This is a genomic window from Brucella anthropi ATCC 49188 (assembly GCF_000017405.1).
GTDB lineage: Bacteria > Pseudomonadota > Alphaproteobacteria > Rhizobiales > Rhizobiaceae > Brucella > Brucella anthropi.
Window position 1 is genome coordinate 1190549 of the sequence record NC_009668.1, and the last position, 25246, is coordinate 1215794.

Below are 25246 nucleotides of genomic sequence, written 5' to 3' on the forward strand. Positions count from 1 at the left end.
GATTGATGAAAGGATCGAACATCATGCTGAATATCGCTCAACAGGTTACACGCTTGTGCGGTGCCGCCATAATGGCGCTGAGCATTGCCTCAACTGCAAATGCTGCTGATGTGACTATCAAGCATGCTCAGGGTGAAACAGCAGTTCCAGCCTCACCGGCTAAGGTACTGGTTTTCGATCTTGGCACCCTCGACAATCTGGATCGCCTTGGCGTCAAGGTGACTGGTGTTCCAAGCGGCATATCGTTTCCTGAATATCTGAAGAAATATCAGGGCGACGAGTATGCGAAAATCGGCACATTGTTCGAACCTGACTATGAAGCCGTTAATGCGGCAGAACCAGATCTTATTATTGTGGCAGGTCGTTCGGCTGCGAAATATGGTGAGCTTTCGAAGATCGCTCCAACCATCGATCTGACGACCAATGCGAAGAATTTCATCGCCGACACTGAAGCCAATGTCGAGAAACTTGGCCAGATTTTCGGGAAGGAAGCAGAAGCAAAGGCAGAAGCCGAGAAACTTGATGCCGCACTTGCTGCATTGAAGGAAAAGGCCGCCAACAAAGGCACCGGTCTTCTGATCCTCACTTCCGGCGGCAAAATCAGCGCTTATGGTCCCGGTTCGCGTTTCGGCGTCTTGCATGACAGTTTCGGGGTCAAGCCTGCAGCGCCTGACCTTTCCATCGGCAATCATGGCCAGCCCGTGAGCTCGGAATTTATCCTCGAAACCAATCCCGACTGGCTGTTTGTCATCGATCGTGATGCTGCCATCGGTCGTGAAGGCAATTCGGCAAAGCAGGTTCTGGACAATGAGCTCGTGCGCCAGACCAATGCTTGGAAAAGGGAGCAGCTTGTCTATCTGAACGCTCAGAACTGGTATCTGATTGGTGGCGGTCTCGGCGCGCTTCACGGCACGATCGATCAGCTTTCCCAGGCTTTCGACAAAGCAAAGTAACAGCTTTCCAAACCCAATCCGGTCGGGCCACACAGTTAGTAGCAGGTGGCCCGAAACCGTGATCAGGCAACAGAACAGGAAACGAGCGTGAAGGGACTTGCAGCAGCCATTGCCGTTGTCGTCGTACTGGCTGTCATCAGCCTGTTTATCGGCGTCAGCGATGTGTCGCTGAGCACGCTATTCGGCACCGAAGCCACTGACCGTGCCGCCGAAGTCATGCTTGTCAGCCGTATTCCACGTACCCTTGCAATCATTCTGGCGGGCATGTCCATGGCCGTCTCAGGCATGATCATGCAGATGCTGACACGCAACCGTTTCGTTGAACCATCGACGGCGGGCACAGTGGAATCAGCCAGTCTTGGCATCCTTCTGGTCATATTGTTCGCACCGGAAACGCCTGTAATCGGAAAAATGCTGGTCGCTTCTGTTACGGCGCTTGCCGGAACTGCATTGTTCCTTCGCATTCTTCGCGCCATTCCGTTGCGATCCGTTCTTGTCGTGCCCTTGGTCGGCATCATGCTTGGTGGCGTTGTCAGTGCAATCACTACTTTCATTGCTTACCGCTTTGATCTTCTGCAATCGCTCAATTCCTGGACAACCGGCGATTTTTCCGGCGTCCTTCGCGGACGCTATGAACTCTTGTGGCTTGCGTTCTTCCTTACAATCATCGCCTACATTGCCGCTGACCGCTTCACGGTCGCGGGACTGGGCGAGGATTTCACCACCAACCTTGGCCTAAATTATCGCCGTGTAGTCACACTTGGCCTTGTCATCGTTTCGATGGTCAGCGCATCAGTCGTCGTGACCGTTGGCATGATACCTTTCCTTGGTCTTATCGTCCCGAACGTCGTCAGCATGTTCATCGGCGACAATATGCGGCGGGCTGTACCGTGGGTTGCAATACTCGGCGCTGGACTTGTTCTTGCCTGCGATATTGTCGGGCGAGTAGTCCGCTTTCCTTACGAAATTCCAATCGGTACGATGATGGGAGTCGTGGGAAGCGTCATATTCCTCTATCTTCTGTTGCGGCGGGGTTCACGCCTTGCTTAAGCGCCCTACCTTGATCCTCTCGCTCCTCTCTGTACTCACTCTGCTTGCAGTGGCAGCATTCATGACAGTCGGCGCAAAGGGAAGCTGGTCTTTCATCCTGTCCTTCCGCGGCACCAAGCTTGCAGCCATGGTACTGGTCGCATACTCGATTGCGGTTTCAACGGTGTTGTTCCAGACAGTCACGAACAACCGCATCCTAACCCCCTCGATCATGGGGTTCGACGCGCTTTATATTCTGATTCAGACATTGGTAGTCTTCTTCTTCGGCGCCGTTCAAATCGATTGGATCGGACCGAATATTCGCTTTCTGGCAGAAACCGCTATCATGGTGGTTTTCGCTGGTACACTCTATTACTGGCTCTTCTCCGGAGCAACGCGCAGCCTGCACCTCATTATGCTTGTCGGCATTGTCTGCGGTGTCTTTTTCCGCAGCATTTCCAACCTGATGCAGCGGATGCTTGATCCAAATCTTTTCGCTGTCCTGCAAGACCGTTTCTTTGCCAGCTTCAACACCATCAATAGCGACATTCTGATTATGTCAGCCGTCATTGTCGCGGCTGTTTCGCTCTACGGTCTGCGCTTCGTCTATGTCTTTGACGTCCTGTCACTCGGCAGAGATCCGGCAATCAATCTGGGCGTCGATCATCGACGCATCGTGCGCAAAATCCTGTTCATGGTCACAGTGTTGGTTTCCGTTTCCACCGCACTGGTTGGACCTATAACCTTTTTCGGTCTTCTGGTCGCCAATCTGGCTTACATGCTTGCCGGTTCGGCAAAACACCGGTTTATCCTGCCTATAGCCATCTTGCTTGCAATCCTCTGCATCGTTGGCGGACAGACCATCCTGGAACGGGTCTTCTCGTTCAATACCGCACTCAGTGTCATCATCGAGTTTCTGGGCGGCCTTGTCTTCATTATCCTTCTCGTCAGGGGGCACGCGCGTTGATAGAAATCAGCCAAGTCAGCAAATCCTATAACAGCACACTTGTCGTCGATGACGTGACCCTGAAATTACCTGCTTGCGGCATAACCTCGATCATCGGGCCGAATGGGGCAGGAAAATCGACGCTGCTCTCGATGGTGAGCCGTCTCCTGCCAATGGACAAGGGTCGTGTGACCGTAGACGGACTCGATGTTTCAACGACATCCGGTGATGTGTTGGCAAAACGCCTTTCGATCCTACGACAGGAAAATGCGATTAATTCCCGCCTGACCGTGCGCGACCTCGTAACCTTCGGTCGTTATCCCTATTCTAAAGGCCGCCCGAATAGTGAAGACCGCAATCATGTCGAGCAGGCCATCGGCTATCTCGGTCTTGAATATCTAAGCGGACGCTTTCTGGATGAACTTTCGGGCGGACAGCGCCAGCGTGCATTCGTAGCAATGGTGCTATGCCAGGATACAGATTATGCGCTGCTGGACGAACCGCTCAACAACCTCGATATGAAGCATTCAGCTTCAATGATGAAGTTGTTGCGGCGAGCTGCAGACGAACTTGGAAAAACCGTTGTTCTGGTTCTGCACGATATCAATTTCGCATCGTGCTATTCCGACCACATAGTCGCCATGCGCCACGGCAAGGTTGTGCATCAAGGAAGCCCGGATGAACTTATTCATCCAGAAATCCTCGCTGACATTTACGAGATGGAGATTGCCGTCGAAATTATCGGCGGCAAACGCATTGGCGTCTATTATCTTTAGGCAACCGCATCCGAGGAAAACAGTGCCTGCAAGGCATCATAGGATGCCAGCACGGTTTCCATTTGCGCGGTATGTCCCTTGACGAAAGCATCTCCATAAACCGTCTCATCCGGATATTCGGTGATCAGCGTCAATGGCACCGTATGGCGGTCATCCACGCCGACGAGGCACGGAAACCCATTGATGATGCGGAAACCCGTTTCGCCTGCATGCTGCTCGAACAGCCTGATCTGGGCATTGTTATAGGCAACCAAGCCATCAATCGCGGCCAGATGTTTCGTCACGCGGTCGATTAGTTCTTCTGCTGCCTTCTCCCAGGAGGCATGGTGGCGGATGATCAGGAAAAAGCCCTTCGGCAGCGTCCACATGGCAAAGGAACGCGGCACATAACCGGACAGCGGACGCGTCCATTCATGCGATGGATAACCATGCAGGTTGACGTGCAGTTTCGCATCCGTCAGCTTTTCAGCCTCGATACGAATGGCCTTTTCATAGAGCCCCTCGCCGCTTCGATATTCAAGATCGTCACCCAGCGCCGTATAGCGCGCGGCGTGATGCATGTGGTGCGGCTGAAGCGCACAAAGGCGCTTGTGTATCTCGTATCCGTCCGGATTTTCCTGCGGGGAGATCGTGAAATGCGCGCTTTCGCGCGCAGCAAGCCGGTTAGCCGCCCGTAACGCGCCGACAACGCCGGTCGTTTCATTGGCGTGCTGTCCAGCGCTGATCATCATCGCGGCATCGCTGCCCTTGCGATAGGTCGCGCGCACCGTTCTGCCTGAACGGGTCTTTGCCTCGAACGGCTTGCCGCCCAGTCTGGCGATTTCACGGCGGATCTGATCGGCGGAAAGCGGCGCTTGCGCCGTCTCCAGAACCTGTTCTGCCGTCAGCGCGTCATCGGTTGAAAGCGAGCGTGTCTCCACTTTGACCGACGGCTCGGCATCGCGAAAGCGGACTTCCGGCACGATCTGGCCCGGTTGCAAGCCACGATCGCCCACCGGGCGACCTGACTTCTTCTGAAAAACTTCGAGCAGCGAGAAGTAAATATCCTCGTGCATGGCTTCGGTGAGGCTCAGCGTTTCCTCATCGTAAGGCAGGCGGCGGTCGGTGATCGGCAGACTGACCGCGATGTTCAGCTCATCGAAATAAGGTTCGCCACGCTTCCAGTCATGGGCGGCGATGGTCGCGACGGTGTCATGAAACAGCTTTTCATAGGATGTCTCATAGCGCGCGCTTTCTATCTTGCCGTGCTGCGTGACGGCCAGCCAGCCGGTCGGCGACACCAGCGTTTCGCCGATGAAATCCACATGCACGCGGTTCGGTGCGAAAACCCGGCGGCTCTCACTATGGCCATCGGCAAAGACCAGATCGACTTCATAATGAAAATCGTCTTTGCCCGAAGCCGAGAAATCTATCTCCACCTCCGGAAGAAGCGATGATAAAGGATAGGTCTCAAGCAGAAACCGGTTCTGCACACAGGCGTCATGACGCGGATAACGGATCGCTGCCGACTTCAGCGCAGAGCCATCAACTTCTTCCAGAAAGAAATGGAGGAGCGGCTTATAAGCCGAGCACAGCCGCACCTCGACACCAGCCTCGCGCAGCGTCGTTTCCGCGGCAAAGCGGCTCGGCTGGTCATCGAACAGCCATGCGTCCACCTTCGCGCCGCGCATTTCCGGTTTCAGGAAGCGTTCGACAAGCGCATGAATGGTGCGCGGATAGGTTTTCTCAAAAAGCACGCTCATCGGGAAGTCCTGCCGGTTGGATCGAGGCTGTCGCGCAGCCAATCGCCAAGAAGATTGAGACCAAGCACCGTGAACAGAATGGCGAGGCCCGGGAAAATGCTCACCCACCATGCAGTCTGGAGATAAGTGCGACCATCGGCCAGCATGCCGCCCCAGCTTGGAATGGTCGGATCGACACCGAGGCCGAGGAAGGTCAGGCTCGATTCCAGCAGGATATTATTGGCGACATTGAGCGTCATCAGCACGATGACCGGACCAAGCAGGTTCGGCAGCAGGTGCTGGAAGATGATGCGCCAGTCCTTCACGCCGATGGCCCGGGCTGACAGGATGAACTCGCGCTCGCGTAACGACAACACCGAGCCGCGCACCAGTCGCGCATATTGCACGCATTGCGAGACGATCAGCAAAATGATGGTGTTGAAAAGCCCGCCACCCAGAATGGCCATCACAGTGATGGCAAGCAATATGAAGGGCATGGCCAGCTGCACATCGACAAAGCGCATCAGCGCCATATCCCAGAAGCCGCGATAATAGCCAGCGACGAGACCCATGATGGTGCCGATAAGAACGGAGCCGAGCACCGAGACAAAACCGACAAACAGCGAAATCTTGCCGCCGGTGATGACACGCGCCAGCACATCGCGGCCCAGCGGATCGGTGCCGAAAATATGGGCCTGATTGACAAATGGCGGTGTCAGGCGCGCCAGGAGATCGATCTTGTTGGCGCCGCCCGGAAACAGATAGCCGGAGAAAATCACCGCCAGACAAATGCAGCCGGTCAGCACGACACCGACGATGAATTCGAGGCTCGCAAAACGCGAAAACAGAACGGATGAGGTCTTGGTTGCCATGGGTCCTACTCCGTGCGGATACGCGGATCGACAAGGCCATAAGCGATGTCCACGAGAAGATTGACGCCGATGATCAGCATGGAAAGGATCGCGATGGTGGCCTGCAGGACAGGATAATCGCGCCCTGCCACAGCGTCGAAGGCCAACGTACCCATGCCCGGCCAATTGAACACACGCTCCACCACGACGATGCCGCCGAGAAGCCCGCCAAACTGAAGGCCGAGATAAGTGATCAGCGGAATGGCGCAATTGCGCAGCGCATGCTTGTAGAGAACCTTGTTCTCGCTCAACCCCTTGGCGCGCGCCACCATAATATATTGCGATTGCAGCGTCTCCAGCATCGCCGTGCGCACAAGACGAACATTGGTTGCAGTCAGGATGACGCCCATGGTGAGCGCGGGCATGATGAAGCTTGCAATGCCGCTCATGCCGCTTGGCGGTAGCCATTGCAGCGAGATGCCGAACAGCAGCACCAGCATGGTCGCCAGCCAGAAGTTCGGAAAGGACAGGCCCACCAGCGAGCAGATGCGGATCAGCTGATCGGCCCATTTTCCACGCGACACCGCAGCCTTGATGCCGAGTGGAACGGAAATCACAATAGAAACGAACAGCGAGGCGAAAGCCAGCATCAGCGTGGCGGGCAGAGCGCCAGCAACGAGCGTGGAAACCGGCGTGCCGCCAAGGAAACTGCGCCCCAGATCCATTGTGAACAGTCCCTTGAGAAACTGCCAGTATTGAACGAAGAACGGCTGGTTGAGACCGAGACCTTCACGGATGCGTGCGAGATCGGCTTCGGTGATGCTGCCAGCGCCTTGCGTCAGCATCAATGCCGGATCGCCTGTCAGGCGGACCGCGAAAGCGACAAGCAGCGTCATCGCGACGAGCACGAACAACGCCTGCAAAATTCGTTTGATCAGAAATCCGGCCACCAGTGCGCCTCCGAAATGCTGCGGCAAGCCGGTCATATCCGGCTTGCCGTATTGTCATTCTTGCTTACTCGACAGTGACGTCCGTCAAACGCAGACGGCTGTCAGGCACCGGCACGAAGTTCTTCACGCGCTTGTTGACGCCGAAGATTGCCTTGAGATTGTAAAGCGGCATTTCGAGTGCACGGTCGGCAGCGTAAACCGCGATTTCCTGCAAGAGCTTTTCGCGCTCGCCGCGATCAATAACCGAGCGCTGCGCTTCCAGCATCTTGTCGAGCTTTTCGTCCTTGTCGTACGGGTTCCACTTCTCGCCGGAATGGTACATGGAATAGGCGGTGTTATCGTAGTCGAAGGTCCAGCCGCCCCAGGCCTGCTGGAACATGGCGCCGGTCTTGCCCTGCGGGATGATATCGTTCAGCAAAACATTGGTGTCATAAGGCTTGATGGTGGCATTGACGCCGACCATTTGCAGGAAGCTTGCGATAGCCTGCGCCACTTCATTGAAGCTTGCATCTTGACCGCGCACATCGATCTGCACGGTTGCGCCAGGCTTGACGCCCGCTTCTTCGAGCAGTTTCTTCGCGCCTTCCGGATCGTAAGGCAGCGGCTTCATGTTCGGGTCGAAGCCGAAGGACAGCGAACCCTGGAAACTTGCAATCGGCTCGGCCTGACCTGCCAGAATGGACTGGATGATCGCATCGCGGTCAACCGCCATGATCAGCGCCTTGCGAACGCGCTCGTCCTTGGTGATGCCATCAGCCGTGTTGAAGCGCAGGGCATAGACAGTTGGACCCGATGCAGTGACAAGCTCCAGCTTCGGATCGCCCTGAATGGTCGGGATCATACCAATCGGAATGGTCGGCGGGATGACCAGATCGACGCGACCGGCCTGAAGTTCGGCAACGGCGGTCGAAGGCTCGGTGATGAAGCGATATTCCAGTTCGGAAAGTTTCGGCGCACCGCCCCAATGATCAGCGAAAGCCTCAAGCTTGATGCTCACCTTCGGTTCATAGGACGCGAATTTGAATGGCCCGGTACCGACCGGATGCGTGTTGAAATAATCGTCGCCTTTTTCCTGAATGTATTTTGGCGGAACGATCATGCCACCATAACCGGCCAGCTTGGTGATGAGAACAGGGTCCGGTGCCTTCAAATGAAAATCGACGGTCTTGTCGTCTATAACTTCCACTTTCTCGATGGCGATATAGTTCGAACGCTGCGGGCCTTTCGCGCCCTCGTCACCGAGCAGGCGATCAAAGGTGAACTTGACGGCTTCGGCGTTGAACGGCTCGCCATTATGGAACTTGACGTTCTCGCGCAGATGGAAGCGGATGCGCTTGCCTTCGTCTAGCTCGTCCCACGAGGTTGCGAGGGCCGGAACGATCTTGAGGTCCGGTCCGCGATAGACCAGACCGTCGAAAATATTGGTGGCGACAGAAGCCCAGTTGACGAGGAAAGTGTCGATCGGGTCCCAGCTGCCTGGGTCCTGCGGCGACGAAACGGTCAGCTTTCCGGCAGCGAAAGCCGGAGCAGATACAAACACTGCCGCCGAGAGAGCGGAAGCCATGAGAACGGCTTTAAGTGTTTTCCTTATCATTGTTTTTCCCCTTTGGGTTTCTGTTGAACTTTATGCGTCAGGCAGTTTCGGCCACAAAATGCCCGGTTGCGACCTCGCGATGGCGATAGATCGGCGGCTTGTCATCAATCCGGCGCGTCGTGCTTGGAATTTCACCTTCCAGTGCGGAACGGTTGGTGCGCGCAGCGGGATCGGCAATCGGCACCGCCGAGAGAAGCCGCTTCGTGTAGTCATGCGACGGCGTTTCGAAAACCTGCTGCCGCGAGCCGAGTTCCATGATCTGGCCGAGATAGAGAACGGCCACGCGGTGGCTCATCTTTTCGACTACCGCCATGTCATGGCTGATGAAGAGATAAGCGAGATCCTGCTCTTTCTGGAGGTCCATGAACAGGTTGATAACCTGCGCCTGAATGGAAACATCAAGCGCCGACAGAGCTTCATCGGCAATAATGAGCTTCGGCTTGGAGGCAAGCGCACGCGCAATGCAGACGCGCTGGCGCTGACCGCCGGAAAATTCGTGCGGATAGCGCTTGGCATGTTCCGGGCCGAGACCAACCCGCTCCAGCAATTCTGCCACGCGCGCATTGATCGCCTTACTATTGTCGAGAAGGCCATGCGTGCGGATCGGTTCTGCAATGGAAAAGCCAACCGTCTTGCGCGGATCAAGCGATGCAAACGGGTCCTGGAAAATATACTGCACTTCGCGGCGCATGGCATATCGCTCGGCAGCACTCATGGCCGAATAGGCCTTGCCGTTGAAGCGAATATCGCCGGAAAGCGGCGTCTGCAATTGCTGGATGGTGCGCCCTATGGTCGATTTTCCCGAACCGGATTCACCGACCAGCGCCAGCGTTTCGCCCGGATAGATATCGAATGCGACCTTCGACACAGCGTTGCAGACATGCGTGACCTTCCCGAACAGGTTCTTCTTGATCGGAAAGCGTACATAAAGATCGTCTACGGAAAGCAACGGCTTGTCGCCATAACGCGCCGTGTCCTGAATGCGCTCCTCGCCCGTCAAAACCGGCATGCCGTCACGCATGGTCATGACCGGCATCCGCTTGGGAAAGGCTTCGCCCGTCATGCTGCCAAGCTTCGGCACTGCCGACAGCAGCGTCTTGGTATAGGCATGTTGCGGCTTCGAAAAAATCTGCCCAACCGGGCCTTCCTCGACCTTCTTGCCCTTCCACATGACGACCACATCGTCAGCCATTTCCGCCACCACGCCCATATCGTGCGTGATGAAAATCACAGCCATTTCAAGTTCTTGCTGCAAATCCCTGATAATGTGCAGTATCTGGGCCTGAATGGTCACATCGAGTGCGGTCGTCGGCTCATCGGCAATCAACAGTTTCGGGCGGCAGGCAAGCGCCATGGCGATCATGACGCGCTGGCGCATCCCGCCAGAAAGCTGGTGCGGATAGCGCTTCAGCAGCCCTTCCGCATCCGGCAGCCGCACCATTTCCAGAAGCCGCCTACCCTCGGCAAGCGCCGCCTGCTGGGTCATGCCCTCATGCAGCATCAGCACTTCGGATAGCTGGTTGCCGATAGTGAAAACGGGATTGAGCGACGTCATCGGTTCCTGGAAGATCATGGCGATCTCCTTGCCGCGAATGCCGCGCATCGTCTTTTGATCGGCTTTCAGCAGATCGCGTTCGCCAAACAGAATCCGGCCAGACGGGAATTTCGCGCCGCTCATATCGGCAAGCCGCATGATGGAAAGCGACGTGATGGACTTGCCCGAACCGGACTCTCCGACCACAGCCAGCGTGCGACCCGGATGTACCGAGAAACTCAGATCGTCAACGACACGGCTCGCGCCAAATTCGACACTGAGGCCATCAACGGTCAGCAGAGGCTTTGAAACTCGTTCGCTCAACTCGGTTCCGCTCAAACTTCCAACCCTCTTAAAGTGTGATGGCAGACCGCGTGGCCTGATTGAATGCACCGGACATGAAACGCAAAAGGGCAGCCACTTCCGAAAGCGCTTCTTCAGACGGGCGCGCATTGGCGGTGGAATCAACCAGAAGGCGTTCGCGAATCTGCGCATAGCGCGCGCAGGCTTCTGCTCCTTTGGCGGTGATCTTCACCGTCTTTTCCTTCGCTGCCTTGCCGGTGGTCAGCAGACCGGCATTTTCAAGCTTGCGGATGGCATACGTCGCAATATGCGTATCTTCAATATCGAGAACAAGGCAGATATCGGCAAGCTTCTTCTCGCGATCACGATGACGGATCGAATGAAGAATCAGCACTTCGATGGGAGAGAGCCCCGGCAATCCTGCTGCAGCCATGCAGCGAACCATCCAGCGCGAAAACGCGTGCGATGCGAGAATGAGGCCATATTCAACCTCGGACATACCCGGCGAACCGCCTTCAGCAAGATGCGCAGACGATACAATGGGACCTATTGAGGCAACCGGGCGCAGATGCTTGGGCAACGCGACTTCATCGAAGCTTGCTTCCCGGGTCTCGGAAGACACCGCTACAGTTTCTTCGCTGCCCCTGTTTTTCCCCATTCTTGCTGCTCCCTTATTTATGTGTATTTTATGTCACCATCTTATCGACATTTTGTCAATAAAGTGGGACTATGAAATCCTGAAAAGATTTCGAAATGCACCAGTAGTGCTGTGTAAGGGAGCCGACGATGAGCGGAACGGGACGCGGAGTATGGGACTTCTGGATCGACCGCGGTGGCACGTTTACGGACATCATCGGGCGAGATCCGCAGGGCCAGCTTCATGCACGCAAGGTTCTCTCCGAAAATCCGTCTGCCTATAAGGATGCCGCCGTTCACGGCATTCGCCTGCATCTTGGCCTCAGGACCGGCGAAGCGGTTCCCGCCGGAATTATCGGCGAAGTTCGCATGGGAACGACGGTCGCGACCAATGCGCTTCTGGAGCGCAAGGGCGAACGGCTGGCCCTTGTCACCACCAAGGGCTTTCGCGATGCGCTGCGCATTGGCTATCAGGAACGCAAGAAGATTTTTGCGACCGAGATCATCAAGCCGGAAGCGCTTTACGAAAAGGTCGTGGAACTGAACGAACGCGTTCAGGCAGACGGCACGGTTGAAACGGCGCTCGATCCCGCCGAGGCGGAAGCCGTACTGGCTGCACTGAAGGAACAGGGCTACAAATCCGTCGCCATCGCGCTCATGCATGCTTATAAATTCCCTGCACATGAGGCTGAAATTGCTCGCATTGCGCGCAGTCTCGGCTTCGAGCAGGTCTCCGTCAGCCATGAAGTTTCGCCACTGATCAAGCTGGTCGGTCGTGGCGACACCACGGTCGTCGATGCCTATCTGTCGCCGGTTCTTCGCCGCTATGTTGCGCAGGTATCCAATGAGCTGGACGTCGAGCGCACCGGCGCGCGCGTCATGTTCATGATGTCGTCTGGCGGTCTCACCGCAGCCGATCTGTTTCAGGGCAAGGATGCAATCCTCTCCGGCCCGGCAGGCGGCGTCGTCGGCCTCGCCCGAACCGGCGAAACGGCTGGTTTCCCGAATGTCATCGGCTTTGACATGGGCGGCACCTCCACGGATGTCGCGCATTTCGACGGCGAATATGAACGCGCTTTTGAAACGGAAGTTGCCGGTGTGCGTGTGCGCGCGCCGATGATGCTGATCCACACCGTTGCCGCAGGCGGCGGTTCGATCCTGCATTACGACGCCGGGCGTTTCCGTGTCGGACCGGATTCGGCGGGCGCCAATCCCGGTCCAGCCTGCTATCGCAACGGCGGACCGCTCGCCGTCACCGATGCCAATGTCATGCTGGGCAAGCTTCTGCCGGAATTTTTCCCGGCAATCTTTGGCCCCGACCAGAACCAGCCGCTGGATGTGGAGCGGGTGCGTGAACGCTTCGCCGCGCTGGCAACTGAAATCGGCGATGGCCGTTCGCCGGAAGCCGTTGCCGATGGTTTCATCCGCATTGCGGTTGCCAATATGGTGGAGGCCATCAAGAAAATTTCCGTCCAGCGCGGCTATGATGTGACGCGCTACGCGCTCAACTGCTTTGGCGGCGCGGGCGGCCAGCACGCCTGCCTCGTGGCCGACGCGCTCGGCATGAAGAATATTCTCCTTCATCCCATGTCCGGCCTGCTGTCCGCCTATGGCATGGGCCTGGCCGATATTCGCGCCACGCGCCAAAAGGCGCTTGGCGTCGCGCTCGATTCAGCAGCGCCTTCAGTCTTGAAAGAACTGGGTGAAGAACTGGCGCAGGAATGCGTCGTTGAACTTCTGGCCCAAGGCATAGAGGCTAAAGCCGTGCAGCGTCATCTGCGCGCCCACATCCGCTATGCGGGCACTGACACGGTGCTGTCCGTTGAAGCCACGTTCCCAGCAGAGGACAATGCCGACCGTCTTCGCGCCGAGTTCGAGGCCGCCCATAAGCGCCGTTTCGGCTTCATTGCGGAAAACAAGGCTCTCGTTATCGACGCTGTGGAAGTTGAAGCCGTTGGCGGAGGTGCTGGCGAAACCGAAAGCGCTCAGTCGCTCGACAGTGATCTGGAAGCGGCAACCGCCAAGCGGACCAGCTTCTTCTCGCAAGGCACTTTGCACGATGCGGGCGTCGTCTTGCGTGAGCAGATGCAGCGCGGCCAGACCGTCACCGGCCCGGCGATCATCATCGAGAAAAACCAGACCATCGTCATCGAAGATGGCTGGCAGGCTCGCCTGACCGCGCATGACCATGTGGTGCTGACGCGCATCAAGGCGCTGCCCGCCCGCACGGCCATCGGCACCGAAGCCGACCCGGTCATGCTGGAGATTTTCAACAATCTCTTCATGTCCATTGCCGAGCAGATGGGCGTGACGCTTCAAAACACCGCCTATTCGGTGAACATCAAGGAACGTCTCGACTTTTCCTGCGCAGTTTTCGACGCGGCAGGCAATCTCGTCGCCAATGCGCCGCATATGCCGGTGCATCTGGGTTCCATGGATGCATCCGTCGCCACCGCCATCCGCGAAAACAGCGACATCAAGCCGGGCGATGTGTTCCTCATCAACGCGCCTTATAATGGCGGCACCCACCTGCCTGACCTCACCGTCTGCACGCCGGTTTTCGATGACGACAATCGCGAAATCCGCTTCTGGGTTGCAAGCCGTGGTCACCATGCGGATATTGGCGGCATCGCGCCGGGTTCCATGTCGCCGCGTGCGGTCAATATCGAGCAGGAAGGCGTCTATATCGACAATTTCAAGCTGGTGGATCGCGGCACCTTCCGCGAGGAAGCGCTCGCCGCTCTGCTGACGGGTGCGACCTACCCTGTTCGCAACCTGACGCAGAACGTCAACGACCTGAAGGCGCAGATCGCCGCCAACGAAAAGGGCGTCGCCGAGCTGAAAAAGATGATCGGTCTTTTCGGCGAGGATGTTGTGAAAGCCTATATGGGCCATGTTCAGGACAATGCCGCCGAAAGCGTGCGCCGTGTGCTCGACAAGCTGCCGGACGGCCATTTCACCTATGAGATGGATCAGGGCTGCCAAATTGAGGTGCGCGTCACGATCGACAAGGAAAAGCGCGAAGCGACGGTCGATTTCACCGGCACGTCGGAACAACGTTCCGACAATTTCAACGCACCGGAACCCGTGACCCGCGCAGCTGTGCTTTATGTCTTCCGCGTGCTGGTCGAGGGCGACATTCCAATGAATGCGGGCTGCCTGCGACCGATCAAGATCGTTGTGCCGGAAGGCTCAATGCTCTCGCCGCAATATCCGGCGGCGGTCGTGGCGGGCAATGTCGAGGTCAGTCAGGCTGTCACCAACTGCCTGTTCGGCGCGACCAAGGCCATGGCCGCAGCGCAAGGCACGATGAATAATCTGACCTTCGGCAATGACGAATATCAGTATTACGAAACCATCTGCTCCGGCGCGCCCGCCGGTCCCGGTTTCAACGGTGCCGATGCCGTGCACACCCACATGACCAATTCGCGCCTGACCGACCCGGAAATTCTGGAAACCCGTTTCCCGGTGTTGCTGGAAGACTTCCACATCAGAAAAGACTCCGGCGGCAAGGGCAAATGGCATGCGGGCGATGGCACCAAGCGCACGATCCGTGCACTTAAGACACTCGATTTCGCCATTCTCTCAGGGCATCGCCGCGTAGCGCCCTTCGGCCTTGAAGGCGGCGAATCCGGTCAAACCGGTCGCAATGAAGTACGGCGAAAGGACGACTCCATCGAAGTGCTCGGCAACTGCGACCAGACCGTTCTGGAAGCAGGTGAAGCCTTCACCGTCATCACACCAACCGGTGGCGGTTACGGCAAACCCTAGTAGTTGGCCTGCCCACCGACACGCAAAGCGCCGCCAGCTGAAATTCTGGCGGCGCTTTGCGTTCAACCGGCATCGGTTGGTTAAAGTCGTCTCATAGTGACTGAGGGCGAGTGAATGCTTTCTCCACCCTTCCGATCCGGACTAAAAGGCGTTAGAATTATTCACTCAGATTATTCAAACAATTAGTAATCAATCCTAATAATTGCGGCGTAATGGTCGTTTTGGACGCATCTTTAGAATTAAATTTCTGCGATCAATAGAACATCAACCAGTTCACGGATACCGAAAATGAAATTCGCTCAGATCATCGCTACCGCAGGCATCATTCAGGCAGCTCTCTTCACCGGCGCAATGGCTGGAGAAAATCTCGACGCCATCAAGTCGGCGGGCGTTTTAAAGATCGGCACTGAAGGCACCTACGCGCCGTTCACCTACCACGACAAGGACAACAAGCTTGTCGGCTTCGACGTGGAGATTGGTGAAGCCGTTGCCGCCAAGCTCGGCGTAAAGCCGGAATTCGTTGAAGGCAAATGGGACGGGCTCATCGCTGGGCTTGATTCCAAACGCTATGATGCCGTTATCAACCAGGTAGGCATTACCGAAGAGCGTCAGAAGAAGTTCAACTTCTCCAACCCCTATATCGTTTCCAAGGTCGTTCTGATCGTCAACGACAAGGACGATACGATCAAGGATTTTGCTGACCTTAAGGGCAAGAAGTCAGCACAGTCGCTCACCAGCAATTACGGCAAGCTCGCGAAGGAAGCTGGCGCTGAACTCGTAGCCACAGATGGTTTCGACCAGTCGATCCAGCTTGTTCTGACAGGCCGTGCGGATGCGACCCTTAATGACAGCCTGTCTTTCCTCGACTTCAAAAAGCACCAGCCTAAGGCTCCGGTTAAGGTTGTGGCCGAGAAAGAAAATGCCGACGCGTCGGGCATCATCGTCCGCAAGGGCGACGATGATCTCGTTACGGCGATCAACAAGGCTCTCGACGAAATTAAAGCCGACGGCACCTACGACAAAATTTCACAGAAGTATTTCGGTCAGGACGTTTCCAAGTAAGCGTTTTTCCTGGTTTACAAGACGAAGCCGGAAGCCACTTCCGGCTTCGTTTTATTGTGATTGTGAAAAACTATTCCCAAGACATGAATGTCAGACTGTATAAGATAAGGACGCGCAGGTTCATCAGCGCAAGTTCATTTCAGTCTGACTTTATGCATTATTGAGGAGCCGAAAACCGTGCCCGATTGGCTTCAACTGATGGTGGAATCCCTGCCGACTCTTTTGTGGGCTGGCTTGATTTTCACCATTCCCCTCACCCTTCTGTCCTTTGCATTCGGCCTGACATTAGGGCTCCTGACCGCGCTCGTGCGCTTGTTCGCTCCGCTCTGGCTTTCATCTATTGCACGCTTCTATGTCTGGATATTTCGCGGCACCCCCCTGCTTGTGCAGTTGTTCGTAATCTTTTACGGCCTGCCAAGCGCCGGCATCTATCTCGATGCATTTCCAGCAGCCGTAATTGGTTTCTCTCTCAGCGTTGGTGCTTATAGTTCGGAGATTATCCGGGCGGTCATATCCGCCGTTCCGAAAGGTCAATGGGAAGCCGCATATTCCATTGGTATGAGCTGGCGTCAGGCACTTGCGCGCACCATTCTGCCACAGGCAACCCGCACCGCAGTACCACCGCTCTCCAATTCCTTCATTTCTTTGGTAAAGGATACGTCGCTTGCAGCCGCCATCACCGTGCCGGAGCTTTTCCAGTCCGCGCAACGTATCGTCGCGACCACTTACGAACCTCTCATCCTCTATATCGAAGCAGCCTTGATCTATCTCGTGATGAGTTCCGTACTCTCAGCGCTGCAAGTGCGCCTTGAAAAACGCTTCGGGCGTTATGGCGGCACACTGGAGACAAACGCATGATCGAGCTGCAACACATCGTAAAGCGCTTCGACGACGCTGTAATCCTTAACGATATCAACGTTGCGATTGCCGAGGGCACAGTAACAGCACTGGTCGGTCCATCCGGCGGAGGCAAAAGCACGTTGCTGCGTTGCATAAACCTGCTGGAGATTCCGACGTCGGGCACTCTGGTTTTGGGTGGCCAGAGTCTCAGCTTCGAGCCTGACCGTAAGCCGAGCTGGCAGGCAATCCAATCAATCCGCCGCCAGACAGGCATGGTGTTTCAGAACTTCCAGCTCTTTCCTCACCAGACCGCGATCCAGAATGTGATGGAAGGCCTCGTTACGGTTCTGAAATGGCCGAAGGACAAGGCAAAAGAACGTGCGATGGAATTGCTCACAAAGGTAGGGATGGCGCATAAAGCGGATGCTTGGCCTTCAACGCTCTCTGGTGGCCAGCAACAGCGTATCGCGATTGCACGTGCACTGGCACCATCCCCGCGTGTTCTGTTATGCGATGAGCCCACCTCGGCCCTTGACCCCGAACTCGCCTCCGAAGTCGTTGATGTTCTGAGCAAACTTGCAAAGGAAGGCACCACCATGGTGATCGCGACACACGACCTGCGGCTCGCTTCCAAAATTGCAAAGAACGTCGTCTTTCTCGAGTCGGGCAATATCGTTGAAACGGGCTCCGCACACGAGGTTTTCACGCGGCCTACGCGTGAGCGCACAAAACAATTCGTTGCGACAATCAACGCAGCCCATACTTACGACATCTAATCTGCAGACATATCGTCTCCTTAAGGGCTTTCGCCACCAGCGAAAGCCCTCGGGCGCGCCGTTGGCTCAAATTTCATACGTGCATTCAAAATTTTCCGGCGGCTCTCGACAGCCTGCCCCTTGGTAAAACAGAAAACCACTGTTACATTATGCACAACGTAGAAATTGAAGCGCCTTGCTTGCGTCCTGACAGGTTCGCGCGGCGCCATAAGGACAAGAACCTTGAAGAACCCCGACGAGCGCACCGCCGAAATGGTGCATCAAGGGGCGTCCGGCGGACAATCGGGCAATTCGCAGGCCCGGAATCCGTCCGATAACGGCAAGCGCAGACCGCGCAAGAAAGCCGTTACAGATATCGGCAATGCCCGTAGTGCATCCGATTCAGGACGCTCAAAGCCACAGGACGAGACCGAAGGCACGAATTCGCAGAGCCAGCGTAAACGCGCACGTCGGCGTCGGCGCGGTAAGTCTGTGCCGGCTGTTGAAGCTTCTGCGCAAAAGCCCGAGGCTGCAGAAGCAGCGAACAACCAACAGCGATCTTCCGGAAAAATCTCGAATCGCCGCCGCCGCGCTCGTAAAAAGAAGCAGTCACGACAACAGGGTGCGCAAACGCCGCTGGTAGCTGAAGCTGCGTTGAAGTCTACGCATAATGTCGCGCGCCCGGAAAGCCAACATGCATCGACGCCGAACAAGCGTAAGGGCGGCAATGGCCAAATGCCCCGCGCTGCTAATGGCGCGCATCACGAAAAGGGCGACGCTCCACTTTATGCGGCTTTGGATCTTGGCACAAATAATTGCCGCCTGCTGGTTGCGTCGCCGACGCGGCCGGGCCAATTCCGCGTTGTGGATGCATTTTCACGCATCGTACGATTGGGAGAAGGCTTGAGTGCCACTGGCCAGCTTAGCGAAAATGCGATGGATCGTGCCGTTGAAGCACTGAAGGTTTGCCGTGACAAACTTGCAGGCAAGAAAATCAGACGTTCGCGACTGATAGCCACCGAAGCCTGCCGTTCGGCTTCGAATGGCGAAGCATTTTTGGCACGGGTTCTGGCTGAAACCGGACTTGAACTGGAGATCGTAGACCGGCAGACGGAAGCCCGGCTCGCTGTTTCAGGCTGCGGTACACTGGTTACCCGCGAAACGGATGCCGTCGTGTTGTTCGATATTGGTGGCGGCTCTTCTGAAATTGCGCTGATTGATGTTTCCCGTCGCCGTTCTCCTCGTCTGGCAGAGCATATCATGGCCTGGACGTCTCTTCCTGTCGGCGTCGTGACGCTCGCAGAACGTTTCGGCGGACGCAATGTCACGCAGGAAAGTTTCGATTCCATGGTTTCGCATGTGACCGATCTGCTTGCGCAATTTGCCGAGCGGCAGTGTCTCGGAAATCTGACTGCCAGTCCACGTTTCCACCTGCTGGGTACATCTGGAACCGTAACCACGCTCGCTGGAATTCATCTCGGCCTCGACCGCTACGATCGGCGCCGGGTCGATGGCATGTGGATGGGTGCCGACGATGTGACGCAAATGACCAACCGTCTTCTCTCATGGGATTTTGACGCTCGTGTAGCCAACCCGTGTATTGGCGCAGATCGCGCCGATCTGGTATTGGCAGGCTGTGCTATTCTCGATGCGATACGCAAAGTATGGCCCAGCGAAAAACTACTAGTTGCCGATCGTGGTTTGCGTGAAGGCATTTTGACCGAACTGATGTCGCGCGACGGCGCATGGCGGCACAATCGCGCGACAGGCGCTAGAAACAGGCACTGAAAATGAGCAAGGCAGGCGGAAACAAGGGTGGAGTAAAAACTGGTGGTCGCGGTGGCGCGGGCTCCAGCAATCTGCAGGTACGTGTGAAGAAAAAGGCAGGCACGATCAAGGAATCGTCACGCCGCTGGCTGCAGCGCCATTTGAACGACCCCTATGTGCACAAATCCAGGCAGGACGGATATCGTTCGCGCGCAGCCTACAAGCTCATTGAAATCAATGATCGTTATGATCTGCTCAAAAAGGGCCAGAAGATCATCGATCTCGGCGCTGCGCCTGGCGGCTGGTCGCAGATCGCGGCCAAGATTGTCGGTTCAACCGACGAGAATCCGCACGTCGTTGGCATCGACTACCTTCACGTCGACCCCCTGCCCGGCGTTGTCTTGCTGGAAATGGATTTTCTCGATGATGAGGCGCCACAAAAACTGATGGATGCGCTCGGTGACAAGCCCGATTTAGTTATTTCCGACATGGCTGCCCCGACGACTGGCCACCGCAGGACTGATCATCTGCGTACCGTGCATCTGTGTGAAGTCGCCGCTGATTTTGCCATTTCGGTTTTGAAGCCGGGCGGGCATTTTCTCACCAAGACATTCCAGGGTGGCACGGAAAATGAACTACTAGCTCTGCTGAAGCAGAAGTTCCGCTCTGTGCATCATGTCAAACCACCTGCATCACGCGCGGAATCGGTCGAGCTTTATCTACTCGCCCGCGATTTCAAAGGCTGAAGCTTATTTTCCGGCTGAGGTGCTCGCGGCTTCGATGGCTGCGGGCTCCTTACCGTGATGTTTCACGACTGTTGGCGCAGACAGTTCCTTGCCTGCATCAGGTGCGAGCCGCGCAAACCAGAGAAAAGCCAGAGCGGAAACGGCAGCAACCACAAAGAAGCCGATGTGGAAGTCCACCAACTCGAGATGGGCTCCGCGTAACGACGTACTGATTTCCAGAATACCACCTGCCAATGCCACACCGATAGCAATGGAAACCTGCTGCGCCACTGCCGTGATGGGCGTCGCCTGACTGGTCTTTTCATCGGGGATTTCGGCGAAAGCCAGCGCATTGACACCAGTGAAAAACAACGAACGCGCAAAGCCCCCCACCAGCAAAAAGCCGATGATGATCCAGTAAGGTGTTGTCGGTGTGAACAGGCCGTTGACGGCAATGAAGCAGGCCGAAATCAAGGACCCTGCCATCAAGGCGCGCCGGAAACCAACGCGAACAAAGATACGCTTTGCACCGAATTTCATGCTGATCGCACCGATCGCCGAAACGAAAGTCATCATACCCGATTGAAACGGTGTGAGACCAAAGCCAAGCTGAAACATCAATGGCAGCAGGAATGGAATAGCCCCAATCCCGAACCGGAAAATGCTGCCGCCGATGACTGCGGAACGAAATACCTGATTATCGAAAAGTTTCAGGTTCAGCAGCGGATCATCGGTTCTCCTCGCATGTTGAAGATAGAGAACCGTGCAGACAATACCGATTGCAAGGGTTGTAAAACCAACCGCTGGCGGCAAGGCTGGCAGGCTGACGACCGACAGTCCGAAGACAACGCCAGACATTGCGATCCCGGAAAGAAAGAAGCCCGTCCAATCAAGGCGCTTTACGATGCGCTCGTCTGTGTCCGGCAGGAACCGCGTTGCAAACCAGATACCGACGAAACCGATCGGTACATTAATCAGGAATATCCAATGCCAAGTCAGGAAAGTCGTGATGAAACCACCGACTGGTGGACCTACCAGCGGCCCGACCATTGCTGGAATCGTAAGCCACGCCATAGCTGACACAAGTTCACTGCGCGGAGTCGAACGGATAAGTACTAGACGGCCAACCGGTGTCATCATCGCACCGCCCATGCCCTGCAAAAACCGCGCAACGACGAAAGCAGTCAGTGAATTCGATGCAGCGCAGGCTACAGAACCAACCACGAATACCGCAATTGCAGCCCGGAAGACATTCTTGGCCCCGAAGCGATCCGCCATCCAGCCGCTGACGGGAATGAAAACTGCGAGCGCAACAAGGTAAGCGGTCAGTGCCAGCTTGAGCGCAATAGGGCTTGTACCGATGTCAGCAGCGATAGCAGGAAGCGACGTCGAGATGACGTTCGAATCCATCTGCTCCATGAATAGGGCTATGGCCAGTACGAGAGGAATGATGCGATTCACGGTAATATTCCGAAATGACGGATATTTAAGAGCTGACAATCCTATGTAGCGCCGCACTGATTATTGCTAGTCAGAGCAGCGTCACATTGCGGTGAATATGCGATAAAATCAGTAATTTATCGCAGTTTTGGGCCTAACTGGCTCTCTGTCGACAAAAGTCACTGAATTTCTCACGCCAGATTTCAACCGTTCACATTTGCGTAAAACAGGGTTGCGCTTCCCGTAACAGCTTGTTACATTTCGTTACAGTTTCACGAGGCTTCGAACCGGGTGGGGGGCCGCTCCGGTTCAAGGAGGTAGGAAATGAACGATATTACAAGAACCGCCATCATCTACGGGATGATGATCATTTCACTCAATACTGCGCTTGCAGTCGGCCTTCTTGGGCTTGATTTCCTGCATTAAAGCGTGCCCCTAAACAAAGTTTTTTGCCCTCCAGGCAGACATGAAAAAGAGCGTTTCCAATAAAATGGAAGCGCTCTTTTCGTTTCATACAGTCTCCGCAGTGTTGGCAAAGATTGCACTATGTGCCTCACAGTCAGAGAATTCGACCCTGACTGTTCGGGTCAAAGAAGACCGACTTGTCCAGGTTGAAGGCCAACGTGGCCGGTTGCCCCGCAGCGATGCGGGCATCTGCGCGCAGTCGTGCCACAACGTGCTTGCCGCCCAATCGCGTAACAGCAAACGTATCCGAGCCTGCGGGCTCGACAACATCTATCAGGCAATCCCCTTCCACTATCGCATTTGCATTGCGATCAGCTCCATCCGGATCTGTGAGTGCTTCAGGGCGAATACCGAAGACAATATCCTGGCCTTCATAAGCGCCTAGTCCTTGGGGCGCCGCCTTCAATGGCAGCTTCAGTGGCTCGCCTTCGCCTCGTCCGAGATTGATGGCATAGCCCGAACCGTTCTTTTCGACTCGAGCAGTTAGCAGGTTCATTGCTGGCGATCCCATGAAGTCAGCAACGAACATATTGGACGGATTATTGTAGATTTCGGCTGGCGTTCCGAATTGCTGCAAGATTCCATCCTTGAGAACGGCGATCTTAGTTGCCAGCGTCATTGCCTCGATCTGATCGTGCGTCACATAAACGATCGTAGTTTTCATCCGGCTGTGCAGCCGTTTAATCTCGGTGCGCATGTCGACACGCAGCTTGGCATCGAGGTTGGAAAGTGGTTCATCGAACAGGAAGACCTGCGGATTACGCACCAGAGCACGCCCCATGGCCACACGCTGACGTTGGCCGCCTGAAAGCTGGCTTGGTTTGCGATCCAGCAGATGGCCGATCTGCAGGATATCGGCAACTTCCTGAATGGCCTTATCGCGCTCAGCCTTCGGAACCTTACGAATTTCCATGCCGAATGCGATATTCCCGGCAACCGTCATATTCGGATAAAGCGCATAAGACTGGAAGACCATTGCAATATCGCGCTGGGATGGATGCAGGCCGGACACCGACTTGCCATTGATGGCTATGTCACCCGATGTGATCGGCTCAAGCCCGGCGATAGTATTCAACAATGTTGACTTGCCGCAGCCAGACGGGCCCACGAGAACGAGGAAACCGCCTTCATCAATCTCGATATTGATATCCTTCAAAACCGAAACATTGCCGTAGGATTTGTAGAGATCAGATATTTTCAGAAAAGACATTGCAACTTATCCCTTTACGGCACCGGACATCAGGCCACGTACGAAATAGCGACCGGAAACGATATAGACGATCAGCGTCGGCAGAGCTGCCAAGATTGCAGCTGCGAAATGGACATTGTATTCCTTAACGCCGGTGGAGGAGGAAACCAGATTGTTGAGTGCAACCGTCATCGGTGTGGAATTCGCACCCGAGAAGGAGGCACCGAACAGAAAGTCGTTCCAGATGTTCGTGAACTGCCAGATCACCGACACAACGATGATCGGTCCTGAAGACGGTAGCAAAATACGCCAGAATATCTGGAAGAAGCTCGCTCCGTCGATCTGCGCCGCCCGCACCAGTTCTGTCGGGAAGGCTTCATAATAATTGCGGAAATAGAGCGTCGTGAAACCGATACCGTAAACCACATGCACGAGGATCAGTCCCCAAATCGTGCCCGCAATCCCCAGAAAACCAAGAACACGCGCCATCGGAATGAGCACGATCTGGAACGGAATGAAGCACGACAGCAGTAGCAAGCCAAAAAAGATGTTCGACCCGCGGAATTGCCATTTGGTCAGAACGTAACCGTTCAACGCGCCGACGATAGTCGAGATCGCAACGGCTGGAACCACCATCAGGATCGAGTTGATGAAGAACGGCTTCAGCCCGGTAGGCTGAACTCCGATCTGTGCCGTCGACCAGGCAGATAACCATGGTTCGATGGTCCATTGCTGCGGGAGGTTCAACATCCCGCCCTGGCGGATTTCTTCAAGGGGTTTGAAGGAGTTGACCAGCATCACATAGAGCGGCAGCAGATAATAGAATGCGAAGAGCAGTAGCGCAGTGTAGATCAGCGCTCGCGTCAGCTTTCCGCTGTTGATAGCATTGTCTTGCGACTGGGCGCTCATGACCGAGACCCTCCGCGAATTTCAGAATACAGATAAGGAATGATAATCGAGAAGATCATCGCCAGCATGATAATCGCCGACGATGCACCGATACCCATCTGGTTCCGTGTGAACGTATAGGAATACATGAAAGTCGCAGGTAATTCGGTGGCCTGCCCCGGACCGCCACCGGTCAGCGCAATAACAAGATCGTATGCCTTGATTGCCAGATGAGCGAGAACCACGAAAGCCGACAGGAAAACCGGACGCATCAGCGGGATAATGATGCGTCGATAGATCGTACCGGATGATGCTCCGTCAATCTGCGCTGCTTTGATGATTTCATTATCCACGCCGCGCAATCCTGCGAGGAACATTGCCATCACAAATCCGGAGGATTGCCACACAGCAGCAATCACCAGACAGTAGATTGCCATTGTATTGCTCTTGATCCAGTTGAAGGAGAAACTCTCCCAACCCCACAAATGCATTGTGTTTTCCAGACCGATACCTGGATCAAGAAACCACTTCCATGCCGTTCCAGTGACGATGAAAGATAACGCCATTGGATAAAGATAGATCGGACGTAGAACGCCTTCACCCCGGATCTTCTGGTCAAGAAGGATCGCAAGGAACAGCCCGATAACCGAACAGATAATGATGTAGAGCGATGCAAAGATCGCCAGATTGGTGATCGCACGCCACCAATGAGGCAAGGCCCACAACTTGGTGTAATTCGTAAGTCCGACGAAGCCATATGACGGCAGCATTCGGCTATTGGTTAGCGAAAGAACACCTGTATAGATGATAAAACCATAGACAAACACGAGCACTATCAGAAAGCTCGGCCCCAGAACCAGCTTTGGCACCAGTTCTTGTAATCGGTTGTTACGCTGCATATCTGCGTCACCTTGTTTACGCCACCCGGACATATGCCAAACATCAGGCGCACGTTCCGGACATCTGTTTGATCGGCATTCCAGCGCTTCTGCATTATGCGCGACCGAATGCACCCAATAAATTCAGTCTGCTGCAATTTCCGATGGAAACA

20 protein-coding genes are annotated in these 25246 nt (G+C 55.4%); 10 read left to right on the forward strand and 10 right to left on the reverse strand.

Translation table 11 applies throughout. The features are described 5' to 3' along the window. Nucleotides 1–5: 5 nt before the first annotated feature. The 4 genes from OANT_RS19610 to OANT_RS19625 all read left to right on the forward strand — a co-directional run bounded on the left by OANT_RS19610 (nucleotide 6) and on the right by OANT_RS19625 (nucleotide 3704). Complete coding sequence (locus tag OANT_RS19610) at nucleotides 6–953, forward strand: siderophore ABC transporter substrate-binding protein (protein ID WP_010658983.1); 948 nt, start codon at nucleotides 6–8, stop codon at nucleotides 951–953. An 87-nt stretch (nucleotides 954–1040) separates the two neighbouring features. Next, nucleotides 1041–2003 (forward strand): ABC transporter permease, encoded by a 963-nt coding sequence (locus OANT_RS19615; RefSeq protein WP_012093163.1) that lies wholly within the window; start codon nucleotides 1041–1043, stop codon nucleotides 2001–2003. Next, nucleotides 1996–2949 carry an iron chelate uptake ABC transporter family permease subunit gene (locus tag OANT_RS19620; protein ID WP_012093164.1) on the forward strand — a complete coding sequence of 318 codons (954 nt, stop codon included), beginning with the start codon at nucleotides 1996–1998 and terminating at the stop codon, nucleotides 2947–2949. Before OANT_RS19615 ends, OANT_RS19620 begins: the two co-directional genes overlap by 8 nt. After that, complete coding sequence (locus OANT_RS19625; protein ID WP_012093165.1) at nucleotides 2946–3704, forward strand: iron ABC transporter ATP-binding protein; 759 nt, start codon at nucleotides 2946–2948, stop codon at nucleotides 3702–3704. Before OANT_RS19620 ends, OANT_RS19625 begins: the two co-directional genes overlap by 4 nt. Here the strand turns inward: OANT_RS19625 and OANT_RS19630 are convergent. The 6 genes from OANT_RS19630 to OANT_RS19655 form a co-directional block, all read right to left on the reverse strand. Beyond that, entirely contained in the window at nucleotides 3701–5446 is a 1746-nt protein-coding gene (locus OANT_RS19630; RefSeq protein ID WP_012093166.1) for a M14 family metallopeptidase, read from the reverse strand. The genes OANT_RS19625 and OANT_RS19630 overlap by 4 nt on opposite strands. Continuing rightward, on the reverse strand, nucleotides 5443–6297 hold the full coding sequence (locus tag OANT_RS19635; protein WP_012093167.1) for an ABC transporter permease: 855 nt from the start codon (nucleotides 6295–6297) through the stop codon (nucleotides 5443–5445). The genes OANT_RS19630 and OANT_RS19635 overlap by 4 nt, the downstream gene beginning before the upstream one ends. A 5-nt stretch (nucleotides 6298–6302) precedes the next feature. Further along, complete coding sequence (locus tag OANT_RS19640) at nucleotides 6303–7226, reverse strand: ABC transporter permease (protein ID WP_036587650.1); 924 nt, start codon at nucleotides 7224–7226, stop codon at nucleotides 6303–6305. Between the two features lie 64 nt (nucleotides 7227–7290). After that, the gene (locus OANT_RS19645) at nucleotides 7291–8820 is read right to left on the reverse strand and encodes an ABC transporter substrate-binding protein (RefSeq protein ID WP_012093169.1); all 1530 of its coding nucleotides are present in this window, start codon (nucleotides 8818–8820) and stop codon (nucleotides 7291–7293) included. Between the two features lie 37 nt (nucleotides 8821–8857). After that, on the reverse strand, nucleotides 8858–10693 hold the full coding sequence (locus OANT_RS19650) for an ABC transporter ATP-binding protein (protein ID WP_012093170.1): 1836 nt from the start codon (nucleotides 10691–10693) through the stop codon (nucleotides 8858–8860). Nucleotides 10694–10706: 13 nt separating this feature from the next. Continuing rightward, on the reverse strand, nucleotides 10707–11315 hold the full coding sequence (locus OANT_RS19655) for a winged helix DNA-binding protein (protein WP_012093171.1): 609 nt from the start codon (nucleotides 11313–11315) through the stop codon (nucleotides 10707–10709). A 128-nt stretch (nucleotides 11316–11443) separates the two neighbouring features. Here OANT_RS19655 and OANT_RS19660 point away from each other — a divergent pair, with 128 nt between their 5' ends. From OANT_RS19660 to OANT_RS19685, 6 genes are all read left to right on the forward strand, one after another. Further along, nucleotides 11444–15064 (forward strand): hydantoinase B/oxoprolinase family protein, encoded by a 3621-nt coding sequence (locus OANT_RS19660; protein ID WP_012093172.1) that lies wholly within the window; start codon nucleotides 11444–11446, stop codon nucleotides 15062–15064. A 288-nt stretch (nucleotides 15065–15352) separates the two neighbouring features. Then, nucleotides 15353–16126, forward strand: coding sequence for an amino acid ABC transporter substrate-binding protein (locus tag OANT_RS19665; protein WP_010658994.1), 774 nt, complete (start codon nucleotides 15353–15355; stop codon nucleotides 16124–16126). 177 nt (nucleotides 16127–16303) lie between these two features. Then, nucleotides 16304–16984, forward strand: coding sequence for an ABC transporter permease subunit (locus tag OANT_RS19670; RefSeq protein ID WP_010658995.1), 681 nt, complete (start codon nucleotides 16304–16306; stop codon nucleotides 16982–16984). Continuing rightward, on the forward strand, nucleotides 16981–17742 hold the full coding sequence (locus tag OANT_RS19675) for an amino acid ABC transporter ATP-binding protein (RefSeq protein ID WP_012093173.1): 762 nt from the start codon (nucleotides 16981–16983) through the stop codon (nucleotides 17740–17742). Before OANT_RS19670 ends, OANT_RS19675 begins: the two co-directional genes overlap by 4 nt. A gap of 222 nt (nucleotides 17743–17964) precedes the next feature. Further along, nucleotides 17965–19509 (forward strand): Ppx/GppA phosphatase family protein, encoded by a 1545-nt coding sequence (locus tag OANT_RS19680; RefSeq protein WP_036587390.1) that lies wholly within the window; start codon nucleotides 17965–17967, stop codon nucleotides 19507–19509. A gap of 2 nt (nucleotides 19510–19511) precedes the next feature. Next, nucleotides 19512–20234, forward strand: a complete 723-nt coding sequence (locus tag OANT_RS19685) for an RlmE family RNA methyltransferase (RefSeq protein WP_012093175.1) — start codon at nucleotides 19512–19514, stop codon at nucleotides 20232–20234. Nucleotides 20235–20237: 3 nt separating this feature from the next. Here the strand turns inward: OANT_RS19685 and OANT_RS19690 are convergent, their stop codons facing one another. The 4 genes from OANT_RS19690 to OANT_RS19705 all read right to left on the reverse strand — a co-directional run bounded on the left by OANT_RS19690 (nucleotide 20238) and on the right by OANT_RS19705 (nucleotide 25094). Next, the gene (locus OANT_RS19690) at nucleotides 20238–21674 is read right to left on the reverse strand and encodes a DHA2 family efflux MFS transporter permease subunit (RefSeq protein WP_040128274.1); all 1437 of its coding nucleotides are present in this window, start codon (nucleotides 21672–21674) and stop codon (nucleotides 20238–20240) included. A gap of 538 nt (nucleotides 21675–22212) precedes the next feature. Continuing rightward, nucleotides 22213–23328, reverse strand: a complete 1116-nt coding sequence (locus OANT_RS19695; protein ID WP_010659001.1) for an ABC transporter ATP-binding protein — start codon at nucleotides 23326–23328, stop codon at nucleotides 22213–22215. Between the two features lie 6 nt (nucleotides 23329–23334). Beyond that, a complete protein-coding gene (locus OANT_RS19700) occupies nucleotides 23335–24216 on the reverse strand; it encodes a carbohydrate ABC transporter permease (protein WP_010659002.1) in 882 nt (293 codons plus the stop codon). Next, nucleotides 24213–25094, reverse strand: coding sequence for a carbohydrate ABC transporter permease (locus tag OANT_RS19705; RefSeq protein WP_010659003.1), 882 nt, complete (start codon nucleotides 25092–25094; stop codon nucleotides 24213–24215). Before OANT_RS19705 ends, OANT_RS19700 begins: the two co-directional genes overlap by 4 nt. Nucleotides 25095–25246 lie beyond the last annotated feature (152 nt).

Coding starts and splice junctions, on each gene's coding strand:
- OANT_RS19610 (WP_010658983.1), top strand. CDS start 6: ATGAAAGGATCGAACATCATGCTGAATATCGCTCAACAGGTTACACGC.
- OANT_RS19630 (WP_012093166.1), bottom strand. CDS start 5,446: ATGAGCGTGCTTTTTGAGAAAACCTATCCGCGCACCATTCATGCGCTT.
- OANT_RS19635 (WP_012093167.1), bottom strand. CDS start 6,297: ATGGCAACCAAGACCTCATCCGTTCTGTTTTCGCGTTTTGCGAGCCTC.
- OANT_RS19645 (WP_012093169.1), bottom strand. CDS start 8,820: ATGATAAGGAAAACACTTAAAGCCGTTCTCATGGCTTCCGCTCTCTCG.
- OANT_RS19655 (WP_012093171.1), bottom strand. CDS start 11,315: ATGGGGAAAAACAGGGGCAGCGAAGAAACTGTAGCGGTGTCTTCCGAG.
- OANT_RS19660 (WP_012093172.1), top strand. CDS start 11,444: ATGAGCGGAACGGGACGCGGAGTATGGGACTTCTGGATCGACCGCGGT.
- OANT_RS19665 (WP_010658994.1), top strand. CDS start 15,353: ATGAAATTCGCTCAGATCATCGCTACCGCAGGCATCATTCAGGCAGCT.
- OANT_RS19675 (WP_012093173.1), top strand. CDS start 16,981: ATGATCGAGCTGCAACACATCGTAAAGCGCTTCGACGACGCTGTAATC.
- OANT_RS19685 (WP_012093175.1), top strand. CDS start 19,512: ATGAGCAAGGCAGGCGGAAACAAGGGTGGAGTAAAAACTGGTGGTCGC.
- OANT_RS19695 (WP_010659001.1), bottom strand. CDS start 23,328: ATGTCTTTTCTGAAAATATCTGATCTCTACAAATCCTACGGCAATGTT.
- OANT_RS19700 (WP_010659002.1), bottom strand. CDS start 24,216: ATGAGCGCCCAGTCGCAAGACAATGCTATCAACAGCGGAAAGCTGACG.
- OANT_RS19705 (WP_010659003.1), bottom strand. CDS start 25,094: ATGCAGCGTAACAACCGATTACAAGAACTGGTGCCAAAGCTGGTTCTG.